Genomic DNA, 13980 nt, shown 5'->3' on the forward strand with positions numbered 1-13980 from the left:
AAAGCGAAGGGGCGGCCCATGCCTGGACCGCCCCCGCCAGTAAAACCTGAGTATGGACAGCTCTCGAAGAATAAGGACGGTTCTTGAATAGGGTCGTTCAGCCAAATGTATTTTTTCAAAATCCGGACCTGGGTGTCCGGTGCTGTATTTCTAATACAGCGGCGCCCGCCAAGCATGATGGCTTCATGTGTCAATTGAATTGTCAGAGACAGTGAATGCAGTCGGGCATGACGAGGTTCGCTTCCGTCAGACCGAAAATAGATTGGCCGATGGGCTCAGCCATGATCGGCACGGATCAAGGTGCCGCCGCGCGGATGAGAGGCGGCACGTCGCCGTCGGCCAGTCGAGGCGGGGGCGGCTCGACCGCCTTCGGAAAGCACGCCTCCCTATTGACAGTATTCCTATCCTTCCCTATATGTCCTCTCGGACAGGATTTCCGGCCTCAAAAGGCCAAGGGATAGGAGGAATTGGATGTCATTCTACGATCAGAACCGTCCGTTCGGGGCCCCCATCGGAACCCCGGTCGGCGTGCCCGAGGCGCCGCCAGTCGACGGGCTGAGCTGGGCCGACGCGGCCTATTTGATGCGGATCCACAAGTCGGGGTTTCACCCGCCTGCGCATATGCGCGGCATGACCCTGGCGCAGTTGGAAGCGAAGGCCCGCGAGGAGACGCGGGAACAGCGCGAGGCCGAGGAGGCGCGGCAGAGCGCGGCGCGCATCGCCAACGCGCCCAAGGCGATCGAGCGCGCGCTGCTCGACGGCCCGTCCTCGAAGCGGGCCCTGCCGCCTCAACGCGGCTGGCGCCTCCGGGTGCGCTACCTCAACCAGGCGCGCCGCTGCAACACGCTGCGCGAGGCGGCGGCCCGCGTCGGCATCGACGAGAGCACGGCACGGCGCTGGCGGATCAAGTATCCGAAGTTCGCCGAGCGCCTCGCCACGATCGTCGAGGAGCGCCACCGGCAGAATGCCGACGACCTGAAACTGCGGGCCGGCGAGCCCCGGTCGCGGGCGGTGTTCTTTCGCGGCAAGCAGGTCGGCGAGCATGTCGTGCACGACGACCGGGCGCTGATGTTCCTGCTCAAGCTTGAGGACGGCCAGCGCGCCCGCGCCGAGGCGCGCGCGGAACGCCGCGAGCAGCGCGCCCACGAGATCCGGCTGAAGGAGATGGAGATCGAGGCGAAACGCCCGGCCGCGAAACCGATTCCCGAAATGCACGCTTCCGACGTGCATCCGGTGGCCCCGGCCGAACCCGAATCACCCACGCCGATCAACGCCTTGGCCGCCGTTCCGGCGGACATCGTACCTCCACAGGTCGTGGAGGTCGCGTCGCCCCCTCACCTAGCCTCTCCCCCTCGCGGGGGAGAGGAACATGAGTGTCATACTCCTCTCCCCCGCGAGGGGGAGAGGTTGGGTGAGGGGGAGGAGAAGAAAGATGAAACCTGAGTTGATCACCCTCTGCGGTCTCGCCTTCTCCGGCAAGTCGACGATCGCGCGCCGGGTCGCCGCCGAACTCGGCGCCGAGCTGATCTCCTACGACGCGATCAATGCCGCGCGCGGCTTCGACGGCGGCACGGTGATGAACGATTCGGAATGGGAGAAGACCAGCCTGATGGCGGCGGCCACGGCGCGTGCCGTGCTGGCGTCGGGCCGCGGCGTCGTGGTCGATGACACCTTCTCGCATCGCTTCCTGCGCGATCGCTTCGCCGCGGTGGCCCGGGCGGCAGGCGTGCCGTTCGTGCTGCTGTTCGTCGACACGTCGCTTGCCGTCATCGAGGCGCGCCTCGCCGAGAACGAGCGGACGCAGGCCCGCCACCACATCGCGCCCGAGGTGTTCGCCCATCATCGTGCGCGTTTCCAGTTCCCGGGCGACGACGAGCAGCCGGTGCGGCTCGCCAGCGCAGCCGACGTGGACCGGTGGCTTGCCGGACGGAGAGGGGCTAGCGTGCCGGCATGACCCAAATACACGACATGAGCGCCGTCGAGCTGCTCGCCGCCTACAAATCCAAAAAGCTCTCGCCGGTCGAGGCCGTCGACGGCGTCATCGCCCGCATCGAGGCGTGGGAGCCGAAACTGAAGGCGCTCTACGCGCCGGATTTCGGCAGCGCGCGCAAGGCCGCGAGTGAGTCCGCGAAGCGCTGGCAGAAGGGCGCTCCTGTGGGCGCGCTCGATGGCGTGCCGATCACCATAAAAGAGAATATCGCCACCAAAGGCGTGCCGGTGCCGCTTGGCACTGCCGCGACCGACCTGGTGCCGGCGGCGGCGGATGCGCCGGCCTCGGCGCGGGTGCGCGAGGCGGGCGCCATCATCCTGTCGAAGACCACCATGCCCGACTACGGCATGCTCTCCTCGGGCCGCAGCTCCTTCCATGCGCTGACGCGCAACCCGTGGAACCTCGCCTGGAATCCCGGCGGCTCCAGCGCCGGCGCCGGCGCGGCCGCCGCGGCGGGCTACGGACCGCTCCATCTCGGCACCGACATCGGCGGCTCGGTGCGGCTGCCGGCCTGCTGGAACGGAATCTTTACGCTCAAGCCCAGCCTCGGCCGCGTGCCGGTCGATCCGCCCTATTTCGGGCGCGCGATCGGGCCGATGACGCGCACCGTGGCGGACGCCTGCCTGCTGATGGCCGAGCTTTACAAGCCCGATGCGCGCGATCACATGAGCCTGCCGCCAGCGTCGATCGACTGGAGCGCCGGTCCGCTCGATCCCAAGGGTCTCAGGATCGGCCTGCATCTCGAGGCCGGCTCCGGCCTGCCGGTCGAGCCCGAGACCAGGGCGGCCGTCGAGGCGGCGGCAAAGCTGTTCGAGAAGGCGGGCGCCTCGGTCGAGCCGGTTCTGCCGTTCCTCTCGCCCGAGATGCTGCATCTGCAGGATCTGTTCTGGCGCGTGCGCAGCTGGGTCGACTTCTCGGCGCTCAGCCACGCCAGGCAGGCGAGCGTGCTGCCCTTCATCGCCGACTGGTGCCGCGGCGGCGCCGACGTCTCCGGCCCGACCGTGATCAAGGGCGTCGCCAACTACATGGCGATCCGCGCCGCCACGGTGGCCGCGACCCAGCCGTTCGACTTCGTGCTGTCGCCCGTTTCGCCGGTGCCGACCTATCCGGCCGAATGGGAGACGCCGACCAACGACGTGGCCCGCCCGCTGGAGCACATCTCCTTCACCATGCCCTACAACATGAGCGAACAGCCCGCCGCCTCGATCAACTGCGGCTACACCAAGGAAGGCAAGCCGATCGGCCTGCAAATCGCCGGCCGCCGCTTCGACGATCTCGGCGTGATGCGGATCTCGAAGTGGTTCGAGGGCGTGCGCAGTGCGCAGAAGAAATGGCCGGAGCCGTGAGACCCACCCTTCGAGACGGCGCTGCGCGCCTCCTCAGGGTGAGGTGTTTTCTGTATCGACAAATTTACCTCACCCTGAGGAGCGGCCGCAGGCCGCGTCTCGAAGGGTGGGCAACGCGATGAACCGCCAATCCCTCGACGCCGACGTCATCGTGGTCGGCTCGGGCGCGGCGGGACTCTCCGCGGCGCTGGCGGCGGCTCACGATGGGGCAAGGGTCGTCGTGCTGGAGAAGTCGCGCTGGCTGGGCGGCACGTCGGCGATGTCGGGTGCCGGCACCTGGGTGCCGGGCAACCATCACATGACGGCGGCGGGCATTGGCGATTCTCCCGGGGAGACGCTCGACTACATAAGGGGCGCGGCGCCGCCGGGCTGGCAGAAGGACGAGGACGAGTTGTGGCAGGTGCTGGCCGACCAGTCGGCGCCGATGCTGAAGTTCCTCGAGGACGAGACGCCGCTCCGCTTCGAACTCGTCAATCATCCCGACCTCTACGCCGAGGCGCCGGGCGGCAAGCCGTTCGGCCGCATGGTCTCGACCTTGCCGATCAGCCGCTTTCTGCTCGGCCGCCTGTGGAACCGCGTGCGGCCCTCGGTGAAGACGCAGCTCTTCACCTATCGCGAGCTGGTCGACGGCGTGCTCAAGAACCCGGTGCGCGGCGCCCTGGGCATGGCGCCCACCCTGCTGTGGCGGCTGCTGACGGCCAGCGTCGGCGCGGGCAATGCGCTGATCGTCGGGTTGGCCCGCGGCTGCCTCGACAAGGGCTGCACGATCCGGCTCGAGGCGCCGGTGACGCGGCTGCTGATGGAGAACGATCAGGTGGTGGGCGTCGAGGCGGTGATCGACGGCGAGAAGCGCCCCTTGCGCGCCGCCCGCGGCGTGGTGCTGGCGACCGGTGGCTTCGACTGGAACCGCGCGCTGATGGAAAAGCACTTCCCCGGCCTCGACCTCACGGGTGCGCCCGACACCAACACCGGCGACGGCCAGGTGATGGCGGCCGAGGCGGGGGCCGAGCTCGCGCATATGGACCAGGCGCTGATCTCGCCCGCCACCTTCACGACCTACGAGGGCCGCCGCCATGCCCAGCCATTGCTGGAAACCTATGCGCCGCACGTCATCCTGGTGAACCGCCACGCCAGGCGGTTCGTGAGCGAGGGCAGCCCGGCGCTGGGCGTCGCGGTCGACGAGCGCGGCCCCGACGGCAAGCCCGCGCACTTGCCGGCGTGGCGCATCTTCGATTCTCGCTACGCCAAGGCGATGACGCTCTCCATGCATTTCGGCGCGAAGGAAAAGGGGTTCATCCGCAGGGCCGACACGATCGAGGCGCTGGCGCGGGAGGTCGGGCTCGATCCGCAGGCGCTGCGGGCCACGGTCGACCGCTTCAATGGCTGGTCGAAGGAGGGCGTCGATCGCGACTTCCATCGCGGCGAGACGGTGTGGGAGCGCTTCTATACCAAGGACCGTGCGCTCGGCACGATCGAGCAGGGGCCGTTTTATGCCGCGCCCTTCCTCTATGTCAGCCTCGGCACCAAGGGCGGGGCGCGCACCAACCGGCACGGCCAGGTGCTCAGGCCCGACCGCAGCGTGATCGGCGGGCTCTACTCGGCCGGCCTCGCCGCGGCGAGCCCGATCGGCACCAAGGCGGTCGGCGCCGGCACCACGATCGGTCCCTTCCTCACCTTCGGCTATGTCGCCGGCAAGGCGATCGCGCGGCGCAATGTCTGACGATCGTTCCCCTCTCGGCATTCTGATGCTCGACACGCGCTTTCCGCGCATCGTGGGCGATATCGGCAATGCGGCGTCGTTCGATTTCCCGGTGATCTTCCGCAAGATGGAGGGCATCGGGTCGGCCGACGCCGTGACGACGCATCCCGATCGGCCGCGCGTGCTGGCGGCATTGAAGGCCAACGCCGAAGCGCTGGCGGCCGAGGGCGCCGTGGGTCTGTCGACGAGCTGCGGCTTCCTCGCGCTCTATCAGGACGATCTCGCATCAGTGTCGCCGGTGCCGGTCGCTACCTCGGCGCTGCTGCTGATCAAGCAGCTCAAGGGCAAGAGGATCGGCGTCATCACTGCGTCAGCGAAGAACCTGACATCGGCGCATTTCGAAGCGGTGGGCGCACCCGGCGACACGCCGTTCGTCGGCCTGCCCGAAGACAGTTCGTTTGCGGCCACGTTCCTCAGGAACGGACTTACGCTCGATCGCGATGTCGTGGAGCAAGAAGTGGTCGCGGCCGGACGCGCGCTCGTGGCCAGCCATCCCGGCATCGACACCGTCGTGCTCGAATGCACCAACCTGCCGCCCTACAAGAAAGCGTTGGAGCAGGCGCTGGGGTTGCCGGTGTACGACGTGCTCGACTTGCTGAGGGGCTTTTACGCCGGGCTCAGCGCGCGGCGTTGACCATCATGTCGGGCAGGAAGCTCACGAGGCCCGGGAAGAAATAGAGGAGGATGAGGCAGAGCACCATCGTCAGGAAGAAGGGCAGCGAGACCTTGCCGATCCAGAAGATCGACTTGCCGGTCATGCCCTGGAGCACGAACAGGTTGAAGCCGACCGGCGGCGTGATCTGCGCCATCTCGACCACGATGGTGATGAAGATGCCGAACCAGATCTTGTCGATGCCGGCCTGCTCGATCATCGGCAGCACGATGGCCGCGGTCAGCACGATCATCGAGATGCCGTCGAGGAAGCAGCCGAGGATGATGTAAAGGACGGCCAGCACCAGGATCAGCATGCCGGGCGTCAGCCCCATCGCTGCGATGGTCTCGGCGAGGTGGCGCGGCAGGCCGGTGAAGCCCATGGCGAGCTTGAGGAACGAGGCGCCGGCCAGGATCAGCAGGATCATCGAGGTGAGGCGCGTCGCCCCCATCACGCTGTCCCAGAGGTTCTTCCAGGTGAGGCGGCGCTGCCAGGCGGCGATGACGAAGGCGCCAACGACGCCAAAGGCCGCCGATTCGGTGGCGGTGGCAACGCCGGCATAGATCGAGCCCAGCACGAGGAGGATCAGCAGCACGACCGGAATCAGCGAGCTCGATTCCCTGAGCTTCTCAGCGAGCGGCATCGGCGCATCGGGCGGCGGGATCTTGGTCGGGTTGAGCAGCGACCAGCCCGCGACATAGGCCATCATCAGGCCGGCCAGCAGGATGCCGGGGATGATGCCGGCGGCGAACAGCTTGGCGATCGAGACCTCGGCCTGCACGCCGTAGACGATCATGATCAGCGACGGCGGAATCAGCAGTCCGAGCGTGCCGGCGCCCGACAGGCTGCCGATGGCGATGGCGTCGGGATAGCCGCGGCGGCGCAGCTCCGGCACCGTCATCTTGCCGATGGTGGCGCAGGTCGCGGCCGAGGAGCCCGAGACGGCGGCGAAGATGGTGCAGCCGATGATGTTGGTGTGGACCAGGCGGCCCGGCAGGCGGCGCATCCACGGTGCCAGGCCGCGGAACATCTCCTCGGAGATGGCGGTGCGAAACAGTACCTCGCCCATCCAGACGAAGAGGGGCAGCGCCGTCAGCGTCCACGACGACAGGTCGGAGAACACGACGGTGGCCATCGAGTCGCCGGCCGGCTTGGCGGGCGCGAAGGTCCACATGACGGCGATCGACACGCCGATCATGCTGAGCCCGATCCACACGCCGGTGCCGAACAGGAAGAACAGCGCGGCGATGGCCAGCAGCGCGATCTGGGCGTCGATGCCGCTCATGATCTGTTGGTCATTCAGCGCTCGAGATGGATGGCTTCATCGCCCGCCGGCTCTTCCATCAGCGTGCCGCCCGAGACGACCACGACGAGCTGCTCGACGACGGCGATGAAGAGGACGGCGGCGCCTATAGCCATGCCGACCTGGGGCATCCAGAGCGGAATGGCGATCAGGCCGGTGGAGAGGTCGTTGATCTCGTAGGACTGCCAGCAGAGCTTGACCGAGAACCAGGCGAGATAGCCGCTGAGCAGGGTGGCGAGGCCGAGGCACCAGATCTCGGCCAGCCGACGCGGCGGGCCCTGCAGGCGCTGCAGGAAGAGCGTCACCCTTATGTGCTCGCCGCGGCCGAAGGTCGAGGCGAAAGCGAGGAACGCCGAGGCGAGCATAGCGTAGCCCGCGAACTCGTCGGCCGAGCGGGCGACGTAGTTGATGAGATTGGGCAGGCCGAAGGTCTGCTCCAGCCACAGGCCGATGCCCGGCCCGACCGAGTAGAGGACGAAGACCAGGAGCAGCACCATGAAGATGCCGCCCAGGATCCCCGTCCACTCGTAGAGCGTTTTTAGGGCAGACCGCACGAAGGCGGGCGCCTAGTTCTTGTTGTAGGCGTCGACCACCGCCTTGCCGTCGGCGCCGGCCTTCTCCATCCACTCGGCCGTCAGCTTCTTGCCGAGCTCCTTGTACTCGGCGGCGAGCTTGGGCGAGGGCGGCTGGACCTTCATGCCGTTCTTGGCCAGCGTTTCGAGGAAGCCCTTGGACAGCCTCTCGGCCTCGGCCCAGCCCAGCGCCTCGGCCTTGGCGGCCTCGGCCAGCACGACCTTCTTGGTGGCATCGTCGAGCTTGTCGAAGGCGGCCTTGTTCATCAGCACGGCGTCCTTCGGCAGCCAGGCCTGCGTGTCGTAGAAGTGGGTGAGCTGCTCCCACACCTTGGCATCGACGCCGGTGGCGCCCGAGGAGATGAAGGAGTCGACCTTGCCGGTGGCCAGCGCCTGGCTGAGTTCGGCGGCCTGGATGGTGATCGGCTGGGCGCCGGTCAGCTCGGCGATGCGCGAGGTGCCGCGATTGTAGGCGCGGAACTTCAGCCCCTTCATGTCGGCCAGCGAGTTGATCTCCTTCTTGGCGTAGAGGCCCTGCGGCGGCCACGGCACGGCGAACAGCACGACCATGCCCTGGGCGGCGGCCTTCTTCTCCAGCACCGGCTTCTGCGCCGCCCACAGCTTCTTGGCTTCGGGGAAGGAGGTGGCGAGGAAAGGCACGACGTCGAGGCCGTAGATCGGGTCCTCGTTCTCGAAGTTGGAGACCAGGATCTCGCCGATCGCGGCCTGGCCGGTCTGCACCGCGCGCTTGATCTCGGGCGCCTTGAACAGCGAGGCGCCGGGATGGACGACGATCTCGAGCTTGCCGCCGCTCGAGGCCTTCACGGCATCGGCGAACTTCTGGAGATTGACGCTGTGATAGTTGGTTGCCGGATAGGCTGCCGGCAGGTCCCACTTGGTCTGGGCGAAAGCCGGCGTCGCGAGCAGGGTCGCGGCCGTGACGAGAAGGAGTCTGCGCTTCATCTTAAGTCTCCCGGAAAAGGTCCCCGTAGCCGGATCGTTACATTGCCCTCAGCGGGGCAGCAAGCGGCGGTAGAGCGGTTCCAGCAGGGTGGGCATCAGGTAGAGCGGAAACTGCACGGCGGCGATGAACAGGAAGATGTCGGCGTCGGCCGAGGCCGGCAGGACCGCCATCAGCAGGGCATTGTGCCGGCCGCCCGAGCAGTAGCCCGCCGTGAGCGCGGTGCGCCGGTCGAGGAACGGCAGCAGGCCGGCTGCCATCACGAGATTGCACAGGATCATCCCTCCGAAGGCGCCGGCGACGAATCCCGCCAGCTTCACCGGTTCGGCCAGCGCCCGCGCCACCACGCCATCCATCAGCGGGATGGCGAAGATCATCAGCACCACCACCGAGAGCCCATCAAGAGTCGTGCCAGCCCCGGCGAGCCGTGATCCGAGGAAGCGGCGAATCGCGATCGCGCCGGCCAGTGCCACAGCTACGATCAGCGCCAGCCGCAGGCTGAGATCGACGAGGCTGATCCTGAGGTCGAGGTCGAGCAGCCAGAGCGCCAGTGGCGGCAGGGTGAAGGGCACCAGGAAGTTGGTGAACAGGGTGAGCAGCAGCGCCAGCGACGAATCGAGCCGCAGGAAGGTGGCCGTCGTGGCGGCCGAGATGATGCCGGGCGCCATGGCGCTCAAACAGAGGGCTGCGATCAGGCCGGGCCACAAACCGAGGGCCTGCCAGATCGGCCAGACGACCAGCGGCACTGCGATCAGGTTGAGCAGCGCCAGCACGACCGCGAGACCCGGCCGGCGCAGCAACGTGGAGAGGCGCATCCAGTCGGTGCGGGCGAGCGCCAGCATCAGCAACGCCACGGCAAGCGGCCACAGCAGCGGCCGCGCGGCGGCGGCGATGTCCTGGAACACGAGGCCGATCGCCAGCGAGAAGGGCAGCAGCGTCGTGGCGCGCCCACCCATGCGCCGCAAAACGTGAACGACCGGGTTCATTTCCCCGACCCTAGCACATGGTAGCGTCGGCCATGCTCCTGCGGACCTTGCTCGTCGCCTTGCTGCTCTCCGCGCCGGCGTGGGCGCAACCGGCGACGGCACCGGACTGCACCGTCGACGGCACGCTGGCGCAAAGCGACGGGCTGAAACTCGAGGTCGTCTATCGCTGCCGCTCGGCGGGCGCGCTCACCTTCCAGGCCGTCGGCGACTTCACGGTCTCCAAGGTCCTGTCGTTCCGCGATGGATCGGGCGTATCGCAACCGATCGCACCGGGCGGCTGGCGGGTCGAGCCCAGCAACGGCATCGTCGAGGCGCGCTACCGCTACGATCTCTCGGCCCATGCCCGCGCCATCGACGCGCCATCGAAAGCGCTGCAGCGCGGCGAGGGTGTGATCTCGCTGCTCTCGGGCTGGCTGCTCGAGCCCGCCGGCTACACCCATTTCGCCACCATTGACATCCGCATGGCCACCGCTCCGGGCCTGGTCTTCGCCTCAGGCCTGCCCCGGGTCGGCGATGCCTGGCGCCTGGCCGGAACGACCGTGCGCTTCGCGGGCTACACCGTGCTGGGCCGTCTCGATCTGGCAGATCTCGCCGTGCCGCTGCCGGGTTCGCTGCGGGCTGGCGCGGCGAAAGGGCAGGGCGTGCTGCGGCTCGCTTTGCTCGACGGCTTCACCCCGGCACAGCGCGGCGAACTCGTCGACTGGGTGCGGCGCACGGCGGAGGCCCAGTCCAACTACTGGCAGGGCTTTACGGCGCGGCAGATGCTGCTGGTCCTCGTGCCCGTGCCGCAGCGGCGCGGCGTCGGCTATGGCCGCACCGTGCCGGGCGGCGGGCCGACGGTGATGATCGAGGTCGGCGCCGGCATCGATCAGCGCGGCCTGTTCGACGACTGGGTGCTGGTGCACGAGCTGATCCACACCGGCATGGCCTTCATCCGCGGCCGCAACACCTGGTTCATGGAAGGGGCCGCCACCTACGTCGAGCCGATCATCCGCGCCCGCGCCGGCTGGAAGACCGAGGAGGAGGTGTGGCGCGAATGGGTGACCAGCATGCCGCAGGGTGTGGCGGCCTTTGCCCGCGGCCTCGGTGAGGCCTCGGGCCGCGAGAACTACTGGGGCGGCGCGCTCTTCATGCTGCTGGCCGACGTCGAAATTCGCCGGGCCACCTCAGGCGCGAAGGGGCTGGAGGATTGTTTGGGTGGCGTGCTGTGGAGCGGCCTCGACGGTTCGCAGCGCGCGACGCTCGATGCCTATGCCGCTATCTGCGACCGCGCCACCGGCACGACGGCGCTGCGTGGCCTGATCGACCGCTATGTCGTGAGCGCCCGTCCGGTCGATCTCGCCACCGTGTGGCGCGACCTCGGCATCTCGATGGTGGGCGGCCGAATCATTCTCGATGACACGGCGCCCGACGCGCGCTGGCGCAGCATGATCGTCATGGGCCCGCCGGGCCGGCCGCCGAAGCGCGTGCCGCTGCCCTGGGGACCTTAGGGCAGGGGACCTTAAAACATCCCGTTGCTGTTCGCGGGCTTCTCCGGGATCGGCTGCACCACGTCCCAATGCTCGACGATCTTGCCGTTCTCCAGCCGGAAGATATCGACGATGGCGACGCCGCGCTCGCCCGGCTCGCGCACGCCGTGGACGTGCAGGATCACATAGTCGCCCTCGGCGAAGGCGCGCTTGATCTCGCTTTTGGCGTTGGGGAACTTCTCCTTGCGGAAGGCGATGAAGGCCTTGAAGCCTTCGATGCCGTCGGGCGCGGTCGGATTGTGCTGGATGTACTTCGGTCCGAAGTGTTTTGCCGCCGCGTCGAAGTCCTTCTGGTTGAGGCCCTTCTCGTAGAAGTCGAGCACGACCTTCTTGTTGGCCTCGGGATCGGCATGCGCCGGTGCGATGGCTCCGATCAACAGGGCAAGAACGAGTGCAAGATGTCTCATCGTGGTCTCCTTGTTCTCCTGACCCATGCTAGCATCCCGCCATGACGATGCAGAGCGGCGCATGGCTGGAGGATCTCACCTGGCAGGAGGCCAAGGCGCGCTTCGATGCGGGGGCCGTCGTCGTCGTTCCGGTGGGGGCCGCGGCCAAGGCGCATGGCCCGCACCTGCCACTCAAGACCGATGCGCTGACCGCCCGAGCGCTCGCCCAGCGGCTGATCGAGCGGCTGCCGGTGGTGGCGGTGCCGGTCCTGGGCTTCGGCTTCTATCCCGCCTTCAATGCGTTCGCCGGCAGCCAGCATCTCGGCGCCGAGACCTTCAAGACGCTGGTGCGCGAACTCCTGGGCAATCTCCGCAGTCACGGCGTGCGGCGGATCGCGATCCTGAACACCGGCGTCTCGACCGAGAAGCCGCTCGACGAGGTGGCGGGCGAGTTGGGCGAGATCGCGGTGTTGCACATGCGGCTCCTCGGCGCGAAGGCCGACTCGCTGTTCGACAATCTCGATGGCGGCCACGCCGACGAGCGCGAGACCTCGGTGATGCTGGCGCTGGAGCCGCGCAGCGTGCGCATGGATCGGCTGGCACCCGAGGGCGATTTCAAGATGACGGCCGCGACCGGCGATGCCTCGCGGGCCTCCGCCTTCAAGGGCGAGCGTCTTCTGGCTGCAAGAGTGGACGACATGGTGGCGGCGCTCGCACGGCGCTGGCCCGATGCCTTCTAGCCCGAGCGCCTTCTAGCGCTGCGGAGGTGGCGTTTCCGTCTCGAACTTCACCGGCCGCCACTTCTGCACCAGCTTCTTCGCGTCGGCCAGCTGCGAGGACGACATCCGCGCCGTGATCAGGTCGCGCTGTCGGGCGGCTTCGGAGCCGCTGCCGGCGATGTGGCGGGCGCTGAGGCTGAGCCACAGGTAGGCCTGGACGAAGTCCTTCGACACACCGTTGCCGTTCACATAGAGGATGCCGAGCTTGTACTGGGCATGGGGCTGACCCTGCAGCGCCGCCGATTCGAGCCACTTGGCGGCTTCCTCGGGGCTCCGCATCTCGCCGGTCGCCTCGAGGTAGACCATGCCGAGCCGGTACTGGGCGTAGGCATTGCCGCCTTCGGCGATCGGCAGCAGGATCTTTTCGGCGGCGGCGAAGTTGCCGCGCTGGTAGGCGGCATTGGCATCGTCGATCGGCGCGGCGAACGCGGGCGATGCGACGGCCAATGCCAGCAACAAAGAGAGTGCGATCAGGGGACGCATAGGCGGCGAGTATGCCACACATCTGGTCCCTCGGCCTGTTGCATGGGATAGTCACCGACCCCATCTATTGGACCATCATGACAAATGCTTCGGGACTTATCCTGCCGTTCGACAACAGCTACGCCCGGCTGCCCGAGCGCTTTTATGCGCGCCTGCCGCCGACGCCGGTCGCGGCGCCCCGGCTGCTGAAACTCAATCACGCGCTCGCCCGCCAGCTCGGGCTCGATCCCGACGTGCTGGCCTCGCCCGAAGGCGTGGAGATTCTCGCCGGCAACCGCGTGGCCGAGGGCTCGACGCCGATCGCGCTCGCCTATGCCGGCCACCAGTTCGGCGGCTTCTCGCCACAACTGGGCGACGGCCGCGCCATCCTGCTGGGCGAGGTGGTCGACCGCGACGGTGTGCGCCGCGACATCCAGCTGAAAGGCTCGGGCCCGACGCCGTTCTCGCGCCGCGGCGACGGCCGTGCGGCGCTGGGTCCGGTGCTGCGCGAATATCTGGTCAGCGAGGCGATGTTCGTGCTGGGCATTCCCACGACGCGTTCGCTCGCCGCCGTCAGCACCGGCGAGCCGGTGTGGCGCGAAGCCGAGCTGCCGGGCGCGGTGCTGACGCGCGTGGCCTCGAGCCACATCCGCGTCGGCACCTTCCAGTTCTTCGCCGCCCGCGGCGACCTCGAAGCGCTGCGTCTGCTGGCCGACCATGTGATCGACCGCCATTACCCCGAGGTCCGCGGCGAGCCCCAGCCCTACTGCGCACTCTTCGAGCAGGTGATCGCGCGCCAGGCGAGCCTCGTGGCGCAATGGCTGCTGGTCGGCTTCATCCACGGCGTCATGAACACCGACAACACCTCGATCGCGGGCGAGACCATCGACTACGGCCCCTGCGCCTTCATGAACGCCTACGATCCGGCGACAGTCTACAGCTCGATCGACACCCAGGGCCGCTACGCCTATGCCAACCAGCCGCGCATCGCGCCCTGGAACCTGGCGCGCTTCGGCGAGACCCTGCTGCCGCTGCTGTCCGATGACACCGATGCGGCGCTGGCCATGGCCAACGAGTCGTTACAAACCTTCCAGCCGCGTTTCGCTGCAGCCTTGCTGCAGGGCCTGCGCCGCAAGCTCGGCCTCTTCACCGAAGAGGAGGGCGATGCGATGCTGGCCGACGATCTCCTGAAGGCGATGGCGGCGAACCAGGCCGACTTCACGTTGACCTTCCGACGTCTTGGCGACGCCGCGGC

Annotated in this window: 14 protein-coding genes; 8 read left to right on the forward strand and 6 right to left on the reverse strand. The window is 67.9% G+C overall.

All coding sequences use genetic code 11. From position 1 onward, the window contains the following. Positions 1 to 471: 471 nt before the first annotated feature. The 5 genes from EPO55_RS06745 to EPO55_RS06765 all read left to right on the forward strand — a co-directional run bounded on the left by EPO55_RS06745 (position 472) and on the right by EPO55_RS06765 (position 5729). Complete coding sequence (locus EPO55_RS06745) at positions 472 to 1443, forward strand: helix-turn-helix domain-containing protein (RefSeq protein ID WP_296335804.1); 972 nt, start codon at positions 472 to 474, stop codon at positions 1441 to 1443. Beyond that, positions 1433 to 1954 carry an ATP-binding protein gene (locus EPO55_RS06750; protein ID WP_296335805.1) on the forward strand — a complete coding sequence of 174 codons (522 nt, stop codon included), beginning with the start codon at positions 1433 to 1435 and terminating at the stop codon, positions 1952 to 1954. The genes EPO55_RS06745 and EPO55_RS06750 overlap by 11 nt, the downstream gene beginning before the upstream one ends. Next, entirely contained in the window at positions 1951 to 3336 is a 1386-nt protein-coding gene (locus EPO55_RS06755; protein ID WP_296335806.1) for an amidase, read from the forward strand. Before EPO55_RS06750 ends, EPO55_RS06755 begins: the two co-directional genes overlap by 4 nt. A 118-nt stretch (positions 3337 to 3454) precedes the next feature. Then, a complete protein-coding gene (locus tag EPO55_RS06760) occupies positions 3455 to 5056 on the forward strand; it encodes an FAD-dependent oxidoreductase (protein WP_296335808.1) in 1602 nt (533 codons plus the stop codon). Continuing rightward, complete coding sequence (locus EPO55_RS06765; RefSeq protein WP_296335809.1) at positions 5049 to 5729, forward strand: aspartate/glutamate racemase family protein; 681 nt, start codon at positions 5049 to 5051, stop codon at positions 5727 to 5729. The genes EPO55_RS06760 and EPO55_RS06765 overlap by 8 nt, the downstream gene beginning before the upstream one ends. On the opposite strand, the gene EPO55_RS06770 is transcribed toward EPO55_RS06765, so the two are convergent. From EPO55_RS06770 to EPO55_RS06785, 4 genes are read right to left on the reverse strand one after another with little or no spacing between them, the layout of a single operon-like run. Further along, a complete protein-coding gene (locus tag EPO55_RS06770; protein WP_296335810.1) occupies positions 5713 to 7032 on the reverse strand; it encodes a TRAP transporter large permease subunit in 1320 nt (439 codons plus the stop codon). The genes EPO55_RS06765 and EPO55_RS06770 overlap by 17 nt on opposite strands. 14 nt (positions 7033 to 7046) lie before the next feature. Next, positions 7047 to 7604, reverse strand: coding sequence for a TRAP transporter small permease (locus EPO55_RS06775; RefSeq protein WP_296335811.1), 558 nt, complete (start codon positions 7602 to 7604; stop codon positions 7047 to 7049). A gap of 12 nt (positions 7605 to 7616) precedes the next feature. Continuing rightward, positions 7617 to 8585, reverse strand: a complete 969-nt coding sequence (locus EPO55_RS06780) for a TRAP transporter substrate-binding protein (RefSeq protein WP_296335812.1) — start codon at positions 8583 to 8585, stop codon at positions 7617 to 7619. A 48-nt stretch (positions 8586 to 8633) separates the two neighbouring features. Continuing rightward, positions 8634 to 9569 (reverse strand): hypothetical protein, encoded by a 936-nt coding sequence (locus EPO55_RS06785; RefSeq protein ID WP_296335813.1) that lies wholly within the window; start codon positions 9567 to 9569, stop codon positions 8634 to 8636. 32 nt (positions 9570 to 9601) lie between these two features. Between EPO55_RS06785 and EPO55_RS06790 the strand changes: the two genes are divergently transcribed. After that, positions 9602 to 11059: a hypothetical protein gene (locus tag EPO55_RS06790; RefSeq protein ID WP_296335814.1), complete on the forward strand. Its 1458-nt coding sequence runs from the start codon at positions 9602 to 9604 to the stop codon at positions 11057 to 11059. 11 nt (positions 11060 to 11070) lie between these two features. Here the strand turns inward: EPO55_RS06790 and EPO55_RS06795 are convergent, their stop codons facing one another. Beyond that, positions 11071 to 11505 carry an ester cyclase gene (locus EPO55_RS06795; RefSeq protein ID WP_296335815.1) on the reverse strand — a complete coding sequence of 145 codons (435 nt, stop codon included), beginning with the start codon at positions 11503 to 11505 and terminating at the stop codon, positions 11071 to 11073. A gap of 41 nt (positions 11506 to 11546) precedes the next feature. On the opposite strand from EPO55_RS06795, the gene EPO55_RS06800 reads away from it, so the two are divergent. Then, positions 11547 to 12224, forward strand: coding sequence for a creatininase family protein (locus EPO55_RS06800; RefSeq protein WP_296335816.1), 678 nt, complete (start codon positions 11547 to 11549; stop codon positions 12222 to 12224). Between the two features lie 12 nt (positions 12225 to 12236). Here the strand turns inward: EPO55_RS06800 and EPO55_RS06805 are convergent, their stop codons facing one another. Continuing rightward, positions 12237 to 12746: a tetratricopeptide repeat protein gene (locus tag EPO55_RS06805; RefSeq protein ID WP_296335818.1), complete on the reverse strand. Its 510-nt coding sequence runs from the start codon at positions 12744 to 12746 to the stop codon at positions 12237 to 12239. A 77-nt stretch (positions 12747 to 12823) separates the two neighbouring features. Between EPO55_RS06805 and EPO55_RS06810 the strand changes: the two genes are divergently transcribed. Next, positions 12824 to 13980, forward strand: a 1157-nt coding sequence (locus EPO55_RS06810; protein ID WP_296335820.1) for a protein adenylyltransferase SelO, incomplete at its 3' end; no start/stop codon positions are given.

It is taken from the genome of Reyranella sp. (assembly GCF_004296935.1).
In the GTDB taxonomy this organism is placed as follows: domain Bacteria; phylum Pseudomonadota; class Alphaproteobacteria; order Reyranellales; family Reyranellaceae; genus Reyranella.

Coding starts and splice junctions, on each gene's coding strand:
- EPO55_RS06795 (WP_296335815.1), bottom strand. CDS start 11,505: ATGAGACATCTTGCACTCGTTCTTGCCCTGTTGATCGGAGCCATCGCA.
- EPO55_RS06800 (WP_296335816.1), top strand. CDS start 11,547: ATGACGATGCAGAGCGGCGCATGGCTGGAGGATCTCACCTGGCAGGAG.
- EPO55_RS06805 (WP_296335818.1), bottom strand. CDS start 12,746: ATGCGTCCCCTGATCGCACTCTCTTTGTTGCTGGCATTGGCCGTCGCA.
- EPO55_RS06770 (WP_296335810.1), bottom strand. CDS start 7,032: ATGAGCGGCATCGACGCCCAGATCGCGCTGCTGGCCATCGCCGCGCTG.
- EPO55_RS06750 (WP_296335805.1), top strand. CDS start 1,433: ATGAAACCTGAGTTGATCACCCTCTGCGGTCTCGCCTTCTCCGGCAAG.
- EPO55_RS06760 (WP_296335808.1), top strand. CDS start 3,455: ATGAACCGCCAATCCCTCGACGCCGACGTCATCGTGGTCGGCTCGGGC.
- EPO55_RS06765 (WP_296335809.1), top strand. CDS start 5,049: ATGTCTGACGATCGTTCCCCTCTCGGCATTCTGATGCTCGACACGCGC.
- EPO55_RS06790 (WP_296335814.1), top strand. CDS start 9,602: ATGCTCCTGCGGACCTTGCTCGTCGCCTTGCTGCTCTCCGCGCCGGCG.
- EPO55_RS06785 (WP_296335813.1), bottom strand. CDS start 9,569: ATGAACCCGGTCGTTCACGTTTTGCGGCGCATGGGTGGGCGCGCCACG.
- EPO55_RS06780 (WP_296335812.1), bottom strand. CDS start 8,585: ATGAAGCGCAGACTCCTTCTCGTCACGGCCGCGACCCTGCTCGCGACG.
- EPO55_RS06745 (WP_296335804.1), top strand. CDS start 472: ATGTCATTCTACGATCAGAACCGTCCGTTCGGGGCCCCCATCGGAACC.
- EPO55_RS06755 (WP_296335806.1), top strand. CDS start 1,951: ATGACCCAAATACACGACATGAGCGCCGTCGAGCTGCTCGCCGCCTAC.